17 protein-coding genes and 1 riboswitch are annotated in these 17,508 nt (G+C 68.1%); of the genes, 8 read left to right on the plus strand and 9 right to left on the minus strand.

Going from position 1 to position 17,508, the window contains the following annotated elements; translation table 11 throughout:
- Positions 1 to 31: 31 nt before the first annotated feature.
- From ACFVBH_RS02700 to ACFVBH_RS02710, 3 genes are all read right to left on the minus strand, one after another.
- Positions 32 to 1,384 carry a cytochrome P450 gene (locus ACFVBH_RS02700; protein ID WP_378999126.1) on the minus strand — a complete coding sequence of 451 codons (1,353 nt, stop codon included), beginning with the start codon at positions 1,382 to 1,384 and terminating at the stop codon, positions 32 to 34.
- A 227-nt stretch (positions 1,385 to 1,611) separates the two neighbouring features.
- The gene (locus tag ACFVBH_RS02705) at positions 1,612 to 1,872 is read right to left on the minus strand and encodes a hypothetical protein (protein ID WP_354985460.1); all 261 of its coding nucleotides are present in this window, start codon (positions 1,870 to 1,872) and stop codon (positions 1,612 to 1,614) included.
- A gap of 113 nt (positions 1,873 to 1,985) precedes the next feature.
- Complete coding sequence (locus ACFVBH_RS02710; protein WP_354985459.1) at positions 1,986 to 2,564, minus strand: TerD family protein; 579 nt, start codon at positions 2,562 to 2,564, stop codon at positions 1,986 to 1,988.
- 173 nt (positions 2,565 to 2,737) lie between these two features.
- On the opposite strand from ACFVBH_RS02710, the gene ACFVBH_RS02715 reads away from it, so the two are divergent.
- Positions 2,738 to 3,007, plus strand: coding sequence for a GlsB/YeaQ/YmgE family stress response membrane protein (locus tag ACFVBH_RS02715; RefSeq protein WP_354985458.1), 270 nt, complete (start codon positions 2,738 to 2,740; stop codon positions 3,005 to 3,007).
- 78 nt (positions 3,008 to 3,085) lie between these two features.
- Here ACFVBH_RS02715 and ACFVBH_RS02720 read toward each other — a convergent pair whose 3' ends face one another.
- A complete protein-coding gene (locus ACFVBH_RS02720; RefSeq protein ID WP_378999129.1) occupies positions 3,086 to 4,285 on the minus strand; it encodes a helix-turn-helix domain-containing protein in 1,200 nt (399 codons plus the stop codon).
- Positions 4,286 to 4,524: 239 nt separating this feature from the next.
- Between ACFVBH_RS02720 and ACFVBH_RS02725 the strand changes: the two genes are divergently transcribed.
- The 4 genes from ACFVBH_RS02725 (at position 4,525) to ACFVBH_RS02740 (ending at position 9,168) form a co-directional block, all read left to right on the plus strand.
- On the plus strand, positions 4,525 to 4,878 hold the full coding sequence (locus ACFVBH_RS02725) for a hypothetical protein (protein WP_378999131.1): 354 nt from the start codon (positions 4,525 to 4,527) through the stop codon (positions 4,876 to 4,878).
- A 74-nt stretch (positions 4,879 to 4,952) separates the two neighbouring features.
- Positions 4,953 to 5,152: riboswitch (cobalamin riboswitch) on the plus strand.
- 126 nt (positions 5,153 to 5,278) lie between these two features.
- Complete coding sequence (gene glyA / locus ACFVBH_RS02730; protein ID WP_378999133.1) at positions 5,279 to 6,580, plus strand: serine hydroxymethyltransferase; 1,302 nt, start codon at positions 5,279 to 5,281, stop codon at positions 6,578 to 6,580.
- Positions 6,581 to 6,817: 237 nt separating this feature from the next.
- Entirely contained in the window at positions 6,818 to 8,221 is a 1,404-nt protein-coding gene (locus tag ACFVBH_RS02735; protein WP_378999135.1) for a lipase family protein, read from the plus strand.
- Positions 8,222 to 8,706: 485 nt separating this feature from the next.
- On the plus strand, positions 8,707 to 9,168 hold the full coding sequence (locus ACFVBH_RS02740) for an SRPBCC family protein (RefSeq protein ID WP_378999137.1): 462 nt from the start codon (positions 8,707 to 8,709) through the stop codon (positions 9,166 to 9,168).
- A 127-nt stretch (positions 9,169 to 9,295) separates the two neighbouring features.
- On the opposite strand, the gene ACFVBH_RS02745 is transcribed toward ACFVBH_RS02740, so the two are convergent.
- A complete protein-coding gene (locus tag ACFVBH_RS02745) occupies positions 9,296 to 10,741 on the minus strand; it encodes a M6 family metalloprotease domain-containing protein (RefSeq protein WP_378999139.1) in 1,446 nt (481 codons plus the stop codon).
- A gap of 296 nt (positions 10,742 to 11,037) precedes the next feature.
- On the opposite strand from ACFVBH_RS02745, the gene ribB reads away from it, so the two are divergent.
- Together ribB and ACFVBH_RS02755 are read left to right on the plus strand one after the other, a co-directional pair.
- Positions 11,038 to 11,694, plus strand: a complete 657-nt coding sequence (gene ribB, locus ACFVBH_RS02750; RefSeq protein ID WP_378999141.1) for a 3,4-dihydroxy-2-butanone-4-phosphate synthase — start codon at positions 11,038 to 11,040, stop codon at positions 11,692 to 11,694.
- Positions 11,691 to 12,374, plus strand: coding sequence for an HAD family phosphatase (locus ACFVBH_RS02755; RefSeq protein ID WP_354985450.1), 684 nt, complete (start codon positions 11,691 to 11,693; stop codon positions 12,372 to 12,374). The genes ribB and ACFVBH_RS02755 overlap by 4 nt, the downstream gene beginning before the upstream one ends.
- A 36-nt stretch (positions 12,375 to 12,410) precedes the next feature.
- On the opposite strand, the gene ACFVBH_RS02760 is transcribed toward ACFVBH_RS02755, so the two are convergent.
- Positions 12,411 to 12,941, minus strand: a complete 531-nt coding sequence (locus tag ACFVBH_RS02760; protein WP_378999143.1) for a hypothetical protein — start codon at positions 12,939 to 12,941, stop codon at positions 12,411 to 12,413.
- A gap of 292 nt (positions 12,942 to 13,233) precedes the next feature.
- On the opposite strand from ACFVBH_RS02760, the gene ACFVBH_RS02765 reads away from it, so the two are divergent.
- Positions 13,234 to 13,890, plus strand: coding sequence for a hypothetical protein (locus tag ACFVBH_RS02765; RefSeq protein ID WP_354985448.1), 657 nt, complete (start codon positions 13,234 to 13,236; stop codon positions 13,888 to 13,890).
- Between the two features lie 78 nt (positions 13,891 to 13,968).
- Here the strand turns inward: ACFVBH_RS02765 and ACFVBH_RS02770 are convergent, their stop codons facing one another.
- From ACFVBH_RS02770 to ACFVBH_RS02780, 3 genes are all read right to left on the minus strand, one after another.
- The gene (locus ACFVBH_RS02770) at positions 13,969 to 14,688 is read right to left on the minus strand and encodes a haloacid dehalogenase type II (protein ID WP_378999146.1); all 720 of its coding nucleotides are present in this window, start codon (positions 14,686 to 14,688) and stop codon (positions 13,969 to 13,971) included.
- 215 nt (positions 14,689 to 14,903) lie between these two features.
- On the minus strand, positions 14,904 to 15,980 hold the full coding sequence (locus ACFVBH_RS02775; RefSeq protein WP_378999148.1) for a fused (3R)-hydroxyacyl-ACP dehydratase subunits HadA/HadB: 1,077 nt from the start codon (positions 15,978 to 15,980) through the stop codon (positions 14,904 to 14,906).
- Between the two features lie 288 nt (positions 15,981 to 16,268).
- Positions 16,269 to 17,474, minus strand: coding sequence for a hypothetical protein (locus ACFVBH_RS02780; RefSeq protein ID WP_378999150.1), 1,206 nt, complete (start codon positions 17,472 to 17,474; stop codon positions 16,269 to 16,271).
- Positions 17,475 to 17,508 lie beyond the last annotated feature (34 nt).

The raw sequence follows: 17,508 nt of genomic DNA on the forward strand, positions 1-17,508 counted from the left end.
GACCCGGCCGGGCATCGGGTTTCGCGCCCGGCTATCGGACCCGGCGCCGATAGCGCACCTGGCAGGGCTGTTGCAGCTGCACCACCATCTTGGAGTGATCGTTGCGGTAGCTCTCGGACGGTTGCGCCATCTCGAATTCCCAGTCCCGCAACAGAATCGAGAAGATGGCCTTGAGTTGCATCTGCGCGAAAGCCGCCCCGACACAGCGATGCCTGCCCGCACCGAACGGGATCCACGTCCAGCGGTTGAGGATGTCCTCCTGATTGGGGTCGATGTACCGGCCCGGATCGAAGCTGTCCGGATCCGGGAAGTCCTCGGGGATGCGATTGGAGATGGCGGGCGTGGCGGCCACCAGATCCCCCGGCGCGATGGCGCTGCCGCACACCTCGAACTCCCCGCGCGCCACCCGCATGAGAATGATGAGCGGCGGGTGCAGCCGCAGGGTCTCCTTCACCACCGCTTCCAGATTCGGAATCCTGCGCAGCGCACCGTAACTGATCTCCGAGCCATCCGCGTACAGCTCGTCCAGCTCGTCTACCACCTTGCGCAGTTCCCCGGGATGACGCAGCAGCTCGATGACCGACCACGCGGCCGTACCGGAGGTGGTGTGATGCCCGGCGAACATCATGGAGATGAAGATGCCGGTGATCTCGCTGGCACTGAAGCGCGGATTGCCCTGCTCGTCCGGGACCGAGATGAGAATGTCGAGCATGTCCCGATCCCCTTTGCCCGCAGGCGGATTCGCGGCGCGATCGTTCATGATGCCCTGCACCAGTTCGACCAGCGCGACCCGCGCGGCATCGCGCCGGCGGAAGCTCTCGATGGGCGCGTACGGGTCCACGTAGGCCAGCGCGTCGGTGCCCTGCTCCAGGTCGTGGTAGAGCCGGGCGAAGCGGCCGTCGAGCTGATTGCGGAACTTGACCCCGATCAGGCAGGCCGAGGAGGTGTAAATGGTGAGTTCGGCGAAGAACTCGAGCAGATCGATCTCACCCTCGTCGTCCCAGCGGGCCACCATTCGTTCCACTTCGCGCGCGATGGTGGCGGCGTGCTCACGCATCTGATCCGCGCGCAGCGCCGAATTGTGCAGCATCTCCTTGCGCCGTTCCGGGGGCGCGTCGAACACCACGCCGTCACCGAAGATCGGCTTCATGAACGGATACGCGGCGCCCTGATCCAGATCGTCGTCACCCGACCGGAAGAAGAATTCGTTGGCCTCGGCCCCCGACAACAGAATGACCTGCTTGTCCGCCAGATCGAAGGCGCCGATATCCCCGCACTCCGCCCGCACCCGCCGCATGAGCGCGATGGGATCCACCCGGAATTCCTCGAGGTGACCGTGCTCGTGCGCGCCGCCCGATACCCGCTTCGGCCTCAGCAGAGTCATGAGCAGTCCTTCCCGGAAACAAGCGCCCGGGCCAAGTGGCTGGACACATGTCCGGACACTACAACGGAAGGACCGGAACCGGCAAGGGACAACCAGACCGCACCGGGGTACACGCAGCACAACGCCCACCCGGTGAGTTATCTCCTGTCAGTGCCTTACGGCATGACCGACTCTCACCGAGTGGGCGTTCTCGCGTTCGACGACCCGTGCTGCGCCGACGTCAGTGATTACGGGCTGGGCTGCGGGACATCGACGTTGCAGTCCTCGATCTTCGGATTCACGCCCATGTAATTCAACGGCCCGGCGAGAATTGTCACCGCAATGGTTCCGGTGCTCGCGCAGTTTGTCGGCGCGTTGTCAAAGTAGTCGCGCTGGCCTGCGGCAATGGCGCCGATCAGCAGCCAAACCAAGACCAGCACACCAAGAATGCTGATACCACCCGAGCTGCGTACCACGCGCGTTCTCCCGTCGTCCGGATATGTTCTCATTTTGAATCCTTCGTCGAATACCCGGTGTCACCGAGTATTACGGATCGTCTTCATACTCGACGGATACCCGGGAATCCGGGAACCTAACGTGGTCGATTTCCGGAAATCGGAAATCATTGCGCGGCCTGACTGTGCAGATACTGCAGCACGTACGGGACCGCCTCGGCCGCGTGCAGCGCGGGGATGCCGACGCCGATGCCCTCGTACGCCCAGACCACCGGGAAGCGTTCGAACCTGCCCATCACCAGAGCGGTGTGCGGCCCGCCGCTGAGCAGGTACCGGTGGATCTCGGTATCGGTTCCGGCATCGAGCAGGCGACAGTACGCGTTTGCGATGTTCGCGAAACTCTGTCCGGAGTACGATGTGATCACGACGATGACCGACGTGACCTCCGGGGCCAGGCGAGCCAGGTCCAGGACGATGACCTCATTGTCGCCGGCCCCCTCACCGGTCAGGTTGTCTCCGGTGTGCCGGACCGAACCGTCCCGCGAGGAGAGCTGCCCGTAGTACACGGCGTCCACCAACTGATCAGCACTGAAAAGCAGTGCCGCAACGTTCAAGTCGACCCTGACCCCCGGTTCGAGGGCGCCGTCGACGGGAACCACGAGATCGAGGTCCGATGCGTCCCACCCCAACGCCACCGCGACGCATTCCAGCGCTGATCCGTCCGGGTTTACCAACGCGATGGACACCGAGCATCTCCTTCGATCGCAATCTTGTTGCTCCCGGCATTCCCCCTGCTCGGAGCTTGAAACTCTGCGCGCCGCCCGGGATTCTGCGGTACCCCCGCATCGTTTCCCCGGCGGCGGGTATGTGAAGAAGTGAGCGCCGGCGATTACGGCGACGCTGATAGAAGGAGAAAATCATGCTCGGTCTGGGTATTCTCGGGTGGATCATCATTGGCGGTCTCGCTGGATGGATTGCCAGCAAGATCATGAAAACCGACGCTCAGCAGGGCATCCTGCTCAACATCGTCGTCGGTGTCATCGGCGGCCTGCTCGGCGGCTTCCTGCTCAAGCTCTTCGATGTCGACGTCGAGGGCGGCGGCCTCTGGTTCAGCTTCTTCACCTGTCTCGGCGGCGCCGTCATCCTGTTGCTACTGGTCAATCTGGTCACGCGACGATCGGTGCGCTGACCCTCCACCACTGAAACGGCCTGTGCCCGAGCGCCCCACATTCCGGGGCGACTCGGGCACAGGTGTATCGGGGGCTATTCAGGCGCTGACCCCGCACCAGGCCGCGAACCCGCGGATTCCGTCGGTGCGGCGGGCATCCTGGCGGGCCAGCACCCGGATGGTCTCGTGCACCATCGGGTGGTAGCGGGTCAGCGAGGGCGAGATGTTCTTGGCGGTGTGCAGCGCGTCCAGGACCATGGCGCGATCGCCGTGCAGCAGGTAGGCGCGGGCGAGATCGATGTAGTGGTGCCCGGACCGCGAGCGCGGGGTGCCGGGCGGAATGTACAGTCCGTCAGCTCTTTTCAGCGCTTCTCCGCCATCCATCAACTCCACCGCCAGGGCTACGGACCAGATGCCGGCATTGGTCGGGCCGAATACCAGGACCTCGTCGCGATCGTGCCCGACGCGCTTGGCCGTCGCCTCGGCCTCGGCCAGATGCGAATCGGCCAGATCCCGGTTTCCGGCCCGCGCGGCCGCCAGCCCGGATTGCAGATGCAGTCCGCCCCAGGCGATGAGGTCGCGATCGGCGCCCGCCCGCAACGCCGCCTCAAGTTCGGCGCGGCACTGCTCCAGGAAGATCAGCGCGGTCTTCCAGTCGCCGCCGTTGGTCAGCAGGCTGGCGCGATGGAACTGACTGGCCGCGATCCACAGCGGATCGCCACTGGCGGTGGCGGCCCACGTCATTCGGTCGACGGCGCTGGCGGCCAGGTCGATGTAGCCGAGTTTGTGGGCCAGGCTGCGCACGTTGTAGTACAGCTCGGCCAGCACGACGAACGCGCGATCGCGCTCGTGACCATGACTGCGGTGCACCAGAACTCGTGTTTCGGTGAGCAGGGCGGGCAGCAGCGCGGCCAGTTTCGGCGCGGCGGCGTCGCGGCGGTAGCGGCGGGCCTCGATGGCGGCGGCGGCGAGGGCGGCGACCGGGCGCACCTCGATCTCGGAGTCGGCCAGGTCGTAGGCGGCGAGTTCGTTGCGCAGCAGCGCGATCGCGCCGTGCAGCTCCCGGTCCTCCACGCTGGTCGGCACGAACGGCTGGCCGAGCAGTTCGGCGGTGCTGGTGCGCAGCGCTTTCGCGCTCGCGGCGATGAAGGCCGGGGTGGCCGCGCGGCGGCCCTGTTCCACGGCGCTGATCAACGAGGTCGACAGTCCTGTCTCCATGGACAATCGGGCCTGGGTCCATCCCCGGAGCTTGCGGCCCTGCGCGACGCGCGAGCCCACCCCGGCCGATTCCTCACTCATCACGGCCTCGATTCAAGCGGTTCCCCGGTATCGAGACTGCCACAAATTGTGTGAGTCCGCCGGGAGTAGCGGGAGCAGGCTGGATACAGCGACCAGCGCCGGAGCGGTTCGTCCGATTTGTCGAATCTGCGGCGCGACAGGCGCACTCGATGAATTCCCGCACCGAAGGAATCGGACATGGAACGCATGCGCGCCGGCGAGGATCCACGGCCCTTCGCCGCTGTTGGGGGGTGCCGGTGATGTTCGACAGTCCGAAGGCCCTCGGATTCTTGAACAAGGACGTCTCCGGCGTGCGGCAGCCGTGGGACGAGCGCCTGATCCGCAGCGCCGCCGCCCGGCTCGGGTACGACCTGTCCAAAATCCTGGTGTTCGACGCCCATACCCAGGAATGGGTGCATCGCCTGCGGGTCGCGGTGACCCGCACGGGCGCGAGCGCGGTGTTCGTCCCCACCGTCGAGCACTTCGACGCCGCGGTCGTCCCCACCGGTCTGGTCGCGGTGGTCGACGTGATCACGGTCGAACCCGAGGAAACCTACGCGCGCGGTGGCGCGGGCGAGCCGGGACACCCGGAAGCCCCCGGCGCCCGGGCGTGATCACCGATGCCTATCCTGGTGGCGCAGCTGGTTCGCTTGCGATGTGGCCGACGGAGCCCCTGACCCATCGCGAGTGTCGAAGCCCGAGCGGCGGTCACGCCGACGGGTGAGAGGGAACCCGGTGAGAATCCGGGACTGTCCCGCAGCGGTGAGCAGGAACGACCGCCGTCACACGCACTGGACCCGGGTCCGGGAAGCGACGGCCAGTAGGTGGACCCCGCGCGGGGACCGGTGCCCGCGAGTCCGAAGACCTGCCCGCTGTACCGGATACGCCGTATCCGGTGGTCGTCGCCTCGTGGACCGGGCGTATCACCGATCAGCACCGGCCCGGCGGGCGCGGGCGTCGGTCGTGCGCGCGGATAGGGCGGCGATCCTTCGCACCGCCACCCTGGAGCTTCCCGTGACCACCTCGAAAACCCGTCCGGCATCGGTCGATACGCAATCGCTCGGTGAACTCGATCCCGAGCTCGCCGCCGCCATGGCGGGCGAACTCGCCCGCGAGCGCGACACCCTGGAAATGATCGCCTCGGAGAACTTCGTGCCGCGCGCGGTGCTGCAGGCGCAGGGCAGCGTGCTCACCAACAAGTACGCCGAGGGCTATCCGGGCCGGCGCTACTACGGCGGCTGCGAGCACGTCGACGTGGTGGAGACCCTGGCCCGCGAGCGCGCCAAGGAACTGTTCGGGGCCGAATTCGCCAATGTCCAGCCGCATTCGGGCGCACAGGCCAACGCCGCGGTGCTCATGGCGCTGATGAACCCGGGCGAGAAGCTGCTCGGGCTGAACCTCGCGCACGGCGGTCATCTCACGCACGGCATGAAGCTGAACTTCTCGGGCAAGCTGTACGAGGTGCACGCGTACGGTGTCAGCGAGCGGGACCATCGGATCGACATGGACGAGGTCCGCGGTATCGCGCTCGAGGCGCGGCCCAAGGTGATCGTGGCGGGCTGGTCGGCCTACCCGCGGCATCAGGACTTCGCCGCGTTCCGCGAGATCGCGGACGAGGTCGGGGCGTACCTGTGGGTGGACATGGCGCATTTCGCCGGTTTGGTCGCCGCGGGCGTGCACCCCTCCCCCGTGCCGCACGCCGACATCGTGTCCTCCACCGTGCACAAGACCCTCGGCGGGCCGCGTTCCGGGCTCATCCTCGCGAAGCAGGAATTCGCGAAGAAGCTGAACAGCGCGGTCTTCCCGGGTCAGCAGGGCGGCCCGCTCATGCACGCCATCGCCGCCAAGGCCGTGTCCTTCAAGATCGCCGCGGGCGCGGAGTTCGCCGATCGCCAGCTGCGCACCCTGTCCGGGGCGAAGATCCTGGCCGAGCGGCTGAGCGGCGCGGATGTGACCGAGCGTGGCATCACCGTGCTCACCGGCGGGACCGATGTGCACCTGGTGCTGGTGGATCTGCGGCACTCCGAGCTCGACGGTCAGCAGGGCGAGGATCTGCTGCACGAGATCGGAATCACGGTGAACCGCAACGCCGTTCCGTTCGACCCTCGTCCGCCGATGGTCACCTCCGGGCTGCGGATCGGCACGGCCGCACTGGCCACGCGCGGGTTCGGCGATGCGGAGTTCACGGAGGTCGCGGACATCATCGCCACCGCGCTCGCGGGCGGCTCCGACATCGACGCCCTGCGCGCCCGGGTCGGCAAGCTGGCTCGCGACATTCCGCTGTACCAGGGGCTCGAGAGCTGGAACCTGATCTGATCCGGCGGTGACGCCGGTCGGATTCCCCGTGTGCCAAAGCTTTTCGGCGCGCGGGGAATCCGGCCGCACGGCGCGGACCGCGGGGTCGTCACGGATGTCCGTCGCACCGTGCACAACCGCTCCCGAAAAATTTCGGCAAACTGTCTCGGACAGCCCTTGCTCGATAGTGACGCAGACGATACTCTGCCCTCCATGTGAGTCAGTGTGGTCTCACATTGAAACGGATGGAGACGACCAATGGCGCTGCGCGCGTCGCTACCTGGCCGGGCGGCCGTGGTGGCTCTGGCATTCACGGCGGCGGTGGGTACCTTCACCACCGCGATCGCGTCCGGCGAGCCCGCGGGATCCGCACCCGTCGCGGTGCAGCCCGCACCGGCGTTCGCGGTGCCCCCCGAGCTCGATCCGGGGTTCCACGATCCGCCGGCCGCGCTGGTGGCGAGCAAGGCCCCGGGCGAGGTCATCGCCGCCCGGCAGGTGAATGTGGCCAACGCCGGGGTGATTCCGCTCAACGTCGACGCCTGGCAGGTCTCGTTCCGCTCCAACAACACTCGGGGAGAGGCGATTCCGGCGGTCGCCACGGTCATCAAGCCGCGCGGGTCCGCACCCGACAGGCTGGTCTCGGTGCAGGTCGCCGAGGATTCCCTGGCCGCCTACTGCGCGCCCTCGTACGCGGTGCAGCAGTGGTCCGCCGCGGCCGCGGTCGGGCAGATCGTCGCGCCGCTGGAGTTCGTCATCGCGCAGGCCGCCGTCCAACAGGGCTGGGCGATCGTCATTCCCGACTACCAGGGACCCGACAGCGCGTTCGGCGCCGGGCCGCTGGCCGGGCGCATCACCCTGGACGGCATCCGCGCCGCGAAGGATTTCGGCCCGATGCGATTGGCCCCCGACACGCGGATCGGCCTGTACGGCTATTCGGGCGGCGCGATCGCGACCGGCCATGCGGCCGAGCTGAAGGCCTCCTACGCGCCCGAACTCAACGTGGTGGGCACGGCCGAGGGTGGCGTGCCCGCGGATTTCGGCCCGCTGCTCGACATCGGCAACGGTCAGCTGTGGTCGGGGATGATCATGTCCGCCGTCATCGGCCTCGGCCGCGAGTACCCCGAGTTCGGGGCACTGCTCGATCGCGATCTGGACCCGCTCGGCCAGGCCCTGAAGGTCGTCAAGGGCGGGCTGTGCGTGCAGTACAACACCGCCCTGTTCCCCTTCGCGAATCTGAAAGGCATGCTGCGGGTTCCGGAGGGTGATCCGATGCGGAACCCGGTGGTGATCGATACCCTCACCCGCACCCGCATGGGTAAATCCACACCCGATATGCCGATGTTCATCTGGCAGGCCAATCCCGACGAGCTCATCCCGGTGGGCCCGGTGAACACCCTCGTCGACACCTACTGCCAGGATCCGAACGCCCGGGTCCAGTACACCCGCGAACACCTCGGCGAGCACATCACCACCGAGATCTCCGGCTCCACAACCGCTCTGCTGTGGCTGGGCGACCGTCTGAACGGCGTCCCCGCCGCCCCCGGCTGCTCGACGACGGACACTCCCTTGATGGCGACCGACCCCGCCGGCCTGACCCTGCTGGGCCAGACGCTGGGCAATACCCTCGGATCGTTCTTCGGCGCACCGATCGGCGTGAAGTAACCGGGGTCCCGGATCAGTCCGTGCCCGGCCGGTACGCCCGGGGCACATCCCGGCAGGGCACGGCGATCATGACCATGCGACCGATGATCGCCGCGAGCGGAGTCAGCACGGCGACGACGGTAATGGCTTCCACAGCAGGCATTTTCCCTCACTCTCCCGCAGCGGGCGCACCGCCGGAACCCGCAATACGACGGTCTCACCCGGTGAATAACGCTGCGGGACAACCGTGTTAACGCAGCAGCACAATGTGCTGAGCTCTGAGCCGGACGCCGCGGGGCAACCTCGGCGTACATGAGGCCCGTGGTGGCTCACCGGGCCGATCGAGTGCCGATCGGCCCGGCGTGGACGGAGATTCGGGGAACAACCGGCCGGCCGAGGGCGACGCCGCTGGTCACGGGAGCGGTGTTTGCGTCCCGTCGCGTCGGGTAGCACGCGGTTGATGCCGGAAATCTCGGCATCCGTGACACAGGAAGCGAGGTCTCCCCATGGGTACCGTTACCGCATCGACCGATGTCAACGTACCGATCCGGACCGCCTACAACCAGTGGACCCAGTTCGAGTCCTTCCCGCAGTTCATGGAGGGCGTCGAGCGCGTCGATCAGCTCGACAGCACCCGAACCCACTGGAAGGTCCACTTCGGGCCGGTGGAAAGGGAATTCGACGCGACCATCGTCGAGCAGCATCCCGAGGAACGCATCGCGTGGCGCTCGGACAGCGGCCCCGAGCACGCCGGCGTGGTGACCTTCCACCGCATCGACGACACCACGACCCGCGTGATCACCCAGATGGACATAGATCCGGAGGGCTTCGTCGAGAACGTCGGCGACAAGCTCGGCGTCCTGGACCGCCGCGTCAAGGGCGATCTGAAGCGCTTCAAGCAGTTCATCGAGGAGCGCGGCCACGAAACCGGCGCCTGGCCCGGCGACGTCCCCCGCGCCGGCGTGTGACGCCACCTCTCGGCTTCGGCGACTACCCGCCGCGCGCGACACGCCGGGGTGACCGGTCCACCGGTCGCCCCGGCGGGCGCCCCCGCCACGGTCCCCTCCGCAGCACGATGCGGGCGCGTATGACCGGTCAGTCGATGGCGACGTCGATGGTCATCCGATCGTCCCCCGGACTGCCGTGGACGGTGATCGTGATCCCGGACCAGGTTCCGCCGGGCATGTTCAGGGCGGGTCGGGTCGACTGCCCGATCGTGGCGTTGCCGGCGGAGGGGTAGAGGTCGTTCGCGTCGCCGCGGTTGCCGCCGCGGAAGATCGCGGCCAGGTCGCGTTTCCCGTCGGCCTGCATCAGCTCGATCGCCAGGGCGGACTCGTCGTTGACGTTCTCGATCGCCTCGTCGACCACGTAGATCGCGATCCCCTCGTCGGGCAGAAACGCGTCCTGCCCGCGTTTGCGGCGGTATTCCACTGCGACGTACTGGCTTTCGCGGGGCATCCGCCGCGGATTGCGGATGAACACCATCCCGCCGCCCTCGGCCGCCGGCTCGAGGACGATGCCCGCGGTCGTCTGCGTGACGACGCGCGGCTCGAGCCAGCCGTGGAACGCGCGCAACATGCCGTTCGGGTACACGGGCGTGATGCCGTGATTGCCCCAGCTGCCCGCCGCCATCAGGCAGTAGTCGCCGAGCCCTGCCGAGCGGAAGTTCGGCGACTGCGTGGTGTCGTAGTAATCCGCCCAGCGCGCCGCGAGATGGCCCCATTCGTGCGCGCAGACACCCATGTTGCAGTCCTCGGGCACGGTCAGGAAGGTCGTCACGGCGAGGTTCGGCGCCACCTGCTCCCCCGCGCCCGGGATCGCCCATTTCAGGCTCCAGATGTCGTCGGCCGAACCGGTTTCCTCGGCTCCGCGCCCGGCGTGCACGATGAACAGCGCGGTCACGATTCGCTCCCCGAGCACGTCGTACGGCGTGAAATCCACGCCCTCGGCCAGCGCGGCCTTGACCGCGTCCCGCGCCATCCCCGCGGCATTGCGCGGGAACCCGTTACCGGTCCCGGAGCTGCCGTCGGTATAGAACGTGAGCGGTTGCGGCAGCCGGAACCACCCGTGCACGGCACCCTGCACATCGATGCCGGTTCCCGCCTCGGCGTCGAACCCGCTCACCGAACGGTAGAAGTCCCGCATGCTGCCGGTCGGAAAAAGCTTGTCGCTGAACAGCATCGCCTCGTAGTACCCCGGCCCGTGCGCGGCCTCGTGCGGCTTGTCCGGAAAATCGACCAGCAGCACGATCGTCCGAATCACCCCGTTGAGCCGAACATTGGGCCGGGTGATGAGTTCCTTGTCCCCGCCCGGCGCGGTCCGCGTCGCGCCGTCGTCCAGCCCGACCAGATCCTCCCCGCGCCGCTGCGCCCGCCAGATCTCGTAGTACTCCTCGAACGAGAGCGTCGAGGGCAGCCGATTCGCGCCGGTCAGATCGAGATAGGCGAGATACAACTGGCTGAACGCCTGCGGCGACAGGGGCACCGGGCACGGTGCGCCGTCGCACCGGTGCGCGGGGATGGGGGTGAGCGTGAGCCTCATGCTGGTGTCCTCGCCTCGCCGACAGCTGCGCGCCCGCACCGGCCGGCGCGAACGGGCTCCCGCGCCGAATACCGCTGTCCGGGAGCCGGGTTCAATCTTGCCCGCCCGCCCGCGAACACGGGCGGTGATCGCCCGTCCCCACCCGGGCGACCGACCCTCCCCGGCGCGCTGACCACGGAGTATGTTCATGGACACGGGCGCGAGCGGTCTCCCGCGCTCCCGCGTTATCGATCTTGTTTCGGCTACCGTCTGCTGAGTTGTGCGCTCCCATTCCACTCGAACGGAAGGCCACTACGATGACGATTCCGGTATCCACGCAGTACCGCGTGAACGTATTCGACCAGGTCGACGAGGCAGTGCGCGAGATCCGGGCGGGCCGCGCGGTGATCGTGGTCGATAACGAGAATCGCGAGAACGAGGGCGATCTGATCATGGCCGCGGAATTCGCGACGCCCGAGGCGCTCGGCTTCTTCATCCGCTACACCGGCGGCGTCGTCTGCGCACCCATGCCCGCCGAACGCGCGGACCTGCTGGGCCTGCCGCTCATGACCTCGACCCACGAGGACTGCAAGGAAACCGCGTTCACCCTCACCGTCGACGCGGTGGCGGACGTGGTCTCGGGCATCAGCGCGCAGGACCGCGCCACCACCATGCGCGCGCTCGCGAATCCCGCGACCGTCGCCGGTGACCTGCAACGACCCGGACACGTCTTCCCGCTGCGCGCCCATCCGCGGGGCCTGGCCGCCCGCCAGGGTCACACCGAGGCCGGCGTGGAACTGATGCGTCTGGCGGGCCTGTCCCCCGTGGCCGTGATCAGCGAGGTCTGCCACGACGACGGTTCGGTCATGCGCCTGGGCGCACTGCGCGCCTTCGCCGATTCCCATGGGCTGAAACTGATTTCGATCGATCAGCTGATCGCCCTGCAATCCGGCCCGACCGGCGTCGACGCATGAGCGAACGCGTCGACGCGGTGCTGTTCGATCTGGACGGCACCCTGGTCGGAAGCATGGACCCGTGGGACAGGTGCTGGGTCGACTACGCGGCCCAGCACGGGCACAGCTGGACCGACTCGGATCGGGCCCGCACCCACGGTCACGGCGACTGGGCCGACCATCTCGCACACGTCTGCGGCTCGGACTCCCCGGCCCGGGTCGTCGAAGCCTGCACCGATCTCATGATCGGCCAGATCCAGCAGGGGCAGGTGGCCCTGCTCCCGGGCATCGCCGAACTGATCGAAGCCGCCGCGGACCACGCCATCACCGGCATCGTCTCGGCCTCGCCCCGCCGCTTCGTACACGCCACCCTGCGGTATTTCGATCTGCACCGATACTTCCCCCTGGTCCTGACCCGCGAGGACCATCCGCACTCCAAACCGCACCCGGCGCCCTACCTGCACGCCGCCGAATTGCTCTATCTCTCCCCCGCACACTGTGTGGCCGTGGAGGATTCCCCCGCGGGCATCCGCTCGGCGGCCGGGGCGGGCATGCGGGTACTCGCCATCCCGCACCCCGCGACGCTGATCGCCCCGGCGGACGCCGCCCTGGTGACGCATCTGGCCGCGAACGCGCTAGCGGCCGCACCGTGGCTCCGAAACCAGTTGGGCCGCAACGCGGATCAGGCTCTCATCCCCTGATCACGGCCCCGGGGATATCGCCCGCCCGGCGCGCGGTCAGGGACCGGCCAGCGCCGCGGCGACGGCGATCAGCACGCCACCGATGAACAGGATGGCCGCCGAGTACAGGGTGACCCGGGAGAACCGCTGGATCAGCGTGATCTTGAAGAAACTCATCGCGGCGCCGACGAGCATGAGCAGCACGAAGGACGTGAACATCGCGGCCGAGCCCAATCCGGTGGCGGCGGTGACGCTTCCGGTCACCGAGAGATCAGCGCCCGAGCGCACCGGCACCCGCGTGCCCGGCGTATAGGGACCACCCCGCAGGACCTTCGGCACCACCGTGCCCGGATTCCGGTCCGCGGCGAAGGTTCCCGTGCAGACGGCGGCGCGGCGACCGCTGTCGGGATCACAACGCTCGCTGACGAAGGTGCCGGCGACACCGGAGATTCCGGTGGCTCGGGTGATTACGGCGAGACTCTCGGCAATGGCGAAGGTGGCCATCACGGCGAGGGCGATCGCGCAGAGGCCGAACAGGATGCGCGGGACGTGGCCCCGGAGCGTTCGACCATCCCAGGGCAGAAGCACAGTTGCGGATCCTCGGTCATCGGTGAGCAGGGGCTGCGCCAAATGTACCGGGACACTGGGTGATCGACCGCCCCCTTCGCGGTCGATCACCCAACGCCAGTTCCCGGCCGCCGCGCGGGAGTGCGGCTGAACGCGACGTCAGGATGCGAAAATCCTACGAAAATCTTTCCCCATTAACAAGGGCTTCGTCACCGACATAGTGCACAAATCAGCAGCCTTCCGCCTGGAACCCAGGTGATCCACGCAAATCGAAGGTTCCGCCGTGAAGGATTTTCGTACTATTATCGTGCCCGTGACGGTGACCGGCGGCGACGCGCACGATGACGCGTCGGCCACACGATTGGCCCGGATCGTGCTCGCCCGCATGGCGGCGATGCACCGATCGCGGCGGCAGGTGCACCTGCACGGCGGGCCGACCGAACCCACCATGCTCAAGATCGAGCGAGGCGCGGCGCACGGCCTGACCTCGAAAACCCTGCGCCGCCTCGACATCGGACTGGACTGGACGCCGGGCTCGGCGGAGAACGTGTACTTCGCCGGCGGCAATCCCACCCCGCTCAAGGAGCGCACCGGCATCGTCGCCGGACCGCCCGGGGTGTACATCGACGCCGAGACCATTACCGAATTGATCGCCGCCGCAGGCGAGATCAGCGCACTCACCGAATCCGGATCCCCCGCACAACAGGCCGCCGCGCGTCGCCTGAACGCCACCGTTCAGCCGCTGTACGGGCGCTATGTCACCCAGTTGCTCGAGGCCAACCGCCGCCGGGGCGGCGCGCTCGGCCCCCTGGTGACGATCCTGGGCCCGTACCTCGATCGCCCCGTCGATCCGGAGCACGACAACGCGGAGGAGGCGCTGTACCGCCGCTGGCTCGCCGGGCTGCGCCCGGACCTCGACGAGCCGACCACACGGCGATTCGAGCTCAGATTCGCCGAGGCGAGCGCCTGATCCGCATTCCCCGCGCCGATGACCACCGGTTCCAGCGGCCGAACAGCAGCGTCGCCGCGGGCACCGGCGCCAGCGAGATCAACAGCCGAGTTGATCGGCGAGATCCTGGAAATCCCTTGCGTTGATATCGAATTCGTCGGAGAATTCCGCGTCGGCGAGCGCCGGGTCGCCGAACTCGTCGGGCCGGGAAATGAACGCGGTCCGGAAGCCCAATCGCGCCGCCGCGCGGATGTCGTACTTGTGGCTCGCCACCATCATGATCTCCGACGGCGGCAGGCCCAGATAACGCGCGGCCAGGTGATAGATGACCGGGTCGGGTTTGAACACCCCGGCCATCTCGGCGGTGAAAACAGCATGCCAGGGCAGGTCACCGTGCCGGGTGATGCTGACGACGGCGTCGACGTCGGCGTTGGACAGGGTGGCCAGCACATGATCTCGGCGCAGCCGGCGCAGGCCCGGCACGACGTCGGGCCAGGGCGTCAGGAGCTTCCAGGAGGCGTTCACCTCCCGGCGTTCGTTCTCGTCGAGTTCGAGATTCCGGGCGGTGATCAATTCGTCGAGGGTCGACCGGTAGATGGAATCCACGCTGATCCACGCATCGGTTGCCCGTCGCTCGCGCGAGGTTTCCCGGAAATAGGCAGCACGCCAGGCATTGACGAATTCCGGCCAATCCACGGCCGGGTTCTTCGCACCGGCCACGCGCCGGGCGGTACCGGTAACGGTGGAAAAGAAATCCGTCGCGGTGCCCTGCACGTCGAACAGCAGAGCCTGCGGTGCCGACAGACGCGAACCCGGCATTCACTGCCCCCTCCGTGCGATACAGCCCGAACGGCGTATCCGCTCGACCATATCCGCGACCGAAACGCACCCCATCGCGCACCGGCCCAAGGGAATCCCTCCGGCCCGGAACGCCCCGACGGCCGGAAACGTTACCGACCCCGGCGTCTTCGTACAATCTCGAGTGTCAGATACATGCGCCGATTCCGTCGTGATTCGGCGTCACGCACGGCGACTCAGCCCAGCTTCACCGTCGCGGTGGCGCGCCCGAACAGCCGCCGGCCGTTCTGGGTCGCGCCGATCGCGACCGTCGCCAGTCCGCTGTCCCGGTGCAGCGCAGCGACTTTGCCGGTGAACTCGATCACGCTCAACCGGCCCGGCACCACGAGCGCGGGACTCGTCCAGCGCACGCTGTACTCGCGCAGCGCCCGGGGATCGCGCGCCCACCCGGTGAGATAGGACGCGCCCAGCCCCATGGTGAGCATGCCGTGCGCGACCACCCCGGGACCGAGCCCGGTCAGCGCGGTGGCGGGCTCGTACCAGTGAATCGGATTCGGATCTCCCGACAGTCCCGCGTAGTGCACCAAATCGCCGTAGCTGAGCCGGAATTGGCGCGTGGGCAGGGCATCGCCGACCGCGGCGGTCCGGCGATCCAGACCACGCAGGGTGCTGGTTTCCGCGCGAGCGGACGCCGCGCCGCCGGTCACGTCCACGACCTCCGGGGCTGCGCCGTTCCGGACGTCATGGCGCAGGATCGTCGGGTTCAGCGCACTGAGTGCCCGTCCAATATCCGACCCGCCCGAGCGCGCGATCACGCTGGTGTGCGAGGTGACGACCGGGCAGCCGTACTGATCGCGAATGTAGTTGTCCACCAGCATCAGATCGCCGCCGAAGGCTTCCCGATGTGACCGCAGCGCGATGGTGCTCGAGAGCCGATCACCGACGACGATGGGCCGGTGCAGCTCCAGGTGCTGCTGGGTCTGCACCGCGGTGGTGAGATCGCAGCCGCTGAGCTGATCGGTCAGCGCCGTCTGCGCCGGCGCGGCCAGCAGCGCCGCGAAGGTCGGCGGCGCGATCAGCCGCGGCAGCCCGTGCGCCGCGGAGGCTTCGTCGTCGAAATGCAGGCGATGCTCGGCCTGCACGGCCCGCGCGTACTCACGCACCTTCTCCCGCCCCACCTCGTAGTGGTCCCGCAGCCGGAACTGACGCCCCACCATCTCCCCCAGCGTTGCCGCTGCGCCCCCGCCCTCCCCGTCCCCCGGCTCCGGCGCGGTCACTGGCGTATCCAGGCATTCGTTCACGGTGGCGGCCATCGAGCGTTCTCCTCCTGAAAGTTGACCGAGCATGGCAATGAACGAGCTACTTCACAGAAGTCGGCGCGAACCCGTCCGCGGATTGGCCGTCCTGGCGAAAAATACTGGCACAGGACCTAACGAGCCCGGCAGACCGGGCAGTACATCGCCCCCGATACGGATCAGGGTTATCGGCGAGCCACTACCTCACGATAGAACCGACAGCGCCTCTCGTGCCCGGCAATTCCGCAGCTCCCCGCCGCGCCGGGCCCTTCTCGCGCGCTCTCGGATGGCCCCGCCCGCCGCAACTCAACCGTGCGGAACGACCTCCGGCTGCGCCAGCAGGGTGATAGCCCGGAGAATATCCCCGCCCTCGCGCGCGAAGACGGTATCGAAGAAGGTGCGCAGATAGGTGCGCTGAAGATCGACCGACCGCCGGGCGTCGATGTCCCCGACGGCGTCACCTGCGGCCTCCGCCCCGAGCAGTCCCGCCGCGGCGAGCACGGGCAGGATCACCTGCTGATCGCAGAAGGACATGTGCTCGGTGCCCGCGATGCCGATCGGCAGCTTTACCCCGATGTTGTTGGACCAGAACGGTTCCCAGCCCGGCTGGCCGTACCACGGCGAGCGGCCACCGGCCAGCATGAGCAGGGGCTTGTCCGTGCCTTCGTCCGCGACCGAACCCAGCACGGGTCCGTCGAGATTCACCCCGGCCCGGATCCCGGGCTCGTCGTGCAGCGCCTGCACGGTGGTCGAGCCACCGAGCGAATGACCGAACATACCCACCCGCGTCAGGTCGAGATTGGCCGCCAGTTCGGCGGGCAGGGCCGCCGCGGTCGGACCGCCCGCCGCCGCGTCGGCCAACTCGGCGAGCACGAAGCGGGTATCGGCCACCCGGTTCGGCAACAGCACATCGCTCAGCACCTCCGGCGGCGAATCCAGCGGTACGACGGTGCGTTCGACGCGCCCGTCCGGGAAGTGCACCGCGAACGCCTCGTGCGTGTGGTTCATGGCGACCACCACGTAGCCGTGACTGGCCAGATCCTCGGCCTGCGCCGTGCTCCACCCGGTGGTGTCGGTCATACCAGGAGAATTCAGCAGCACCGGGAAACGCCCGATCCCCTGGCGCGCGGGCCGGTTCGGGTAGCTGTGGCTCGGCCCGAGCCGCCAGCTCCGCGCCGGCACCCCCAACCCGTCGAGGTAGTCCCGCTGGGCTTCGCGGCCACCGGCCGGCATCCACACCGCGGGCTCCGACGACCCGGAATCCTCAGCGGGATACCAGATCTGCACCATCAGTTCCCGGTCGCCGCCGGCCCACGGGTCGACGCGCCCGGCGTCCACGAAATGCACTTCGGTGACACCCACGGGATGACTGCCGGTCGGCGCGGGCGGGGTGAGTTCGACGGCCGCGGCGACAGCCGGTTCGGGCGCGGCCGTGGTCACCGCCGCGGCGCCCGCGACGAGCGTCACCGCCGCCGCGAAAATCACGAATCGCCGTAACCCATTGCGCGCCATGACAAACCCCCACCGGTAAGACTCGCTGACGACT

The sequence above is a fragment of the Nocardia sp. NPDC057668 genome (assembly GCF_042799795.1).
Taxonomy (GTDB): domain Bacteria; phylum Actinomycetota; class Actinomycetes; order Mycobacteriales; family Mycobacteriaceae; genus Nocardia.

Coding starts and splice junctions, on each gene's coding strand:
- ACFVBH_RS02700 (WP_378999126.1), bottom strand. CDS start 1,384: ATGACTCTGCTGAGGCCGAAGCGGGTATCGGGCGGCGCGCACGAGCAC.
- ACFVBH_RS02705 (WP_354985460.1), bottom strand. CDS start 1,872: ATGAGAACATATCCGGACGACGGGAGAACGCGCGTGGTACGCAGCTCG.
- ACFVBH_RS02715 (WP_354985458.1), top strand. CDS start 2,738: ATGCTCGGTCTGGGTATTCTCGGGTGGATCATCATTGGCGGTCTCGCT.
- ACFVBH_RS02720 (WP_378999129.1), bottom strand. CDS start 4,285: ATGAGTGAGGAATCGGCCGGGGTGGGCTCGCGCGTCGCGCAGGGCCGC.
- ACFVBH_RS02725 (WP_378999131.1), top strand. CDS start 4,525: ATGTTCGACAGTCCGAAGGCCCTCGGATTCTTGAACAAGGACGTCTCC.
- ACFVBH_RS02735 (WP_378999135.1), top strand. CDS start 6,818: ATGGCGCTGCGCGCGTCGCTACCTGGCCGGGCGGCCGTGGTGGCTCTG.
- ACFVBH_RS02740 (WP_378999137.1), top strand. CDS start 8,707: ATGGGTACCGTTACCGCATCGACCGATGTCAACGTACCGATCCGGACC.
- ACFVBH_RS02745 (WP_378999139.1), bottom strand. CDS start 10,741: ATGAGGCTCACGCTCACCCCCATCCCCGCGCACCGGTGCGACGGCGCA.
- ribB (WP_378999141.1), top strand. CDS start 11,038: ATGACGATTCCGGTATCCACGCAGTACCGCGTGAACGTATTCGACCAG.
- ACFVBH_RS02755 (WP_354985450.1), top strand. CDS start 11,691: ATGAGCGAACGCGTCGACGCGGTGCTGTTCGATCTGGACGGCACCCTG.
- ACFVBH_RS02770 (WP_378999146.1), bottom strand. CDS start 14,688: ATGCCGGGTTCGCGTCTGTCGGCACCGCAGGCTCTGCTGTTCGACGTG.
- ACFVBH_RS02775 (WP_378999148.1), bottom strand. CDS start 15,980: ATGGCCGCCACCGTGAACGAATGCCTGGATACGCCAGTGACCGCGCCG.
- ACFVBH_RS02780 (WP_378999150.1), bottom strand. CDS start 17,474: ATGGCGCGCAATGGGTTACGGCGATTCGTGATTTTCGCGGCGGCGGTG.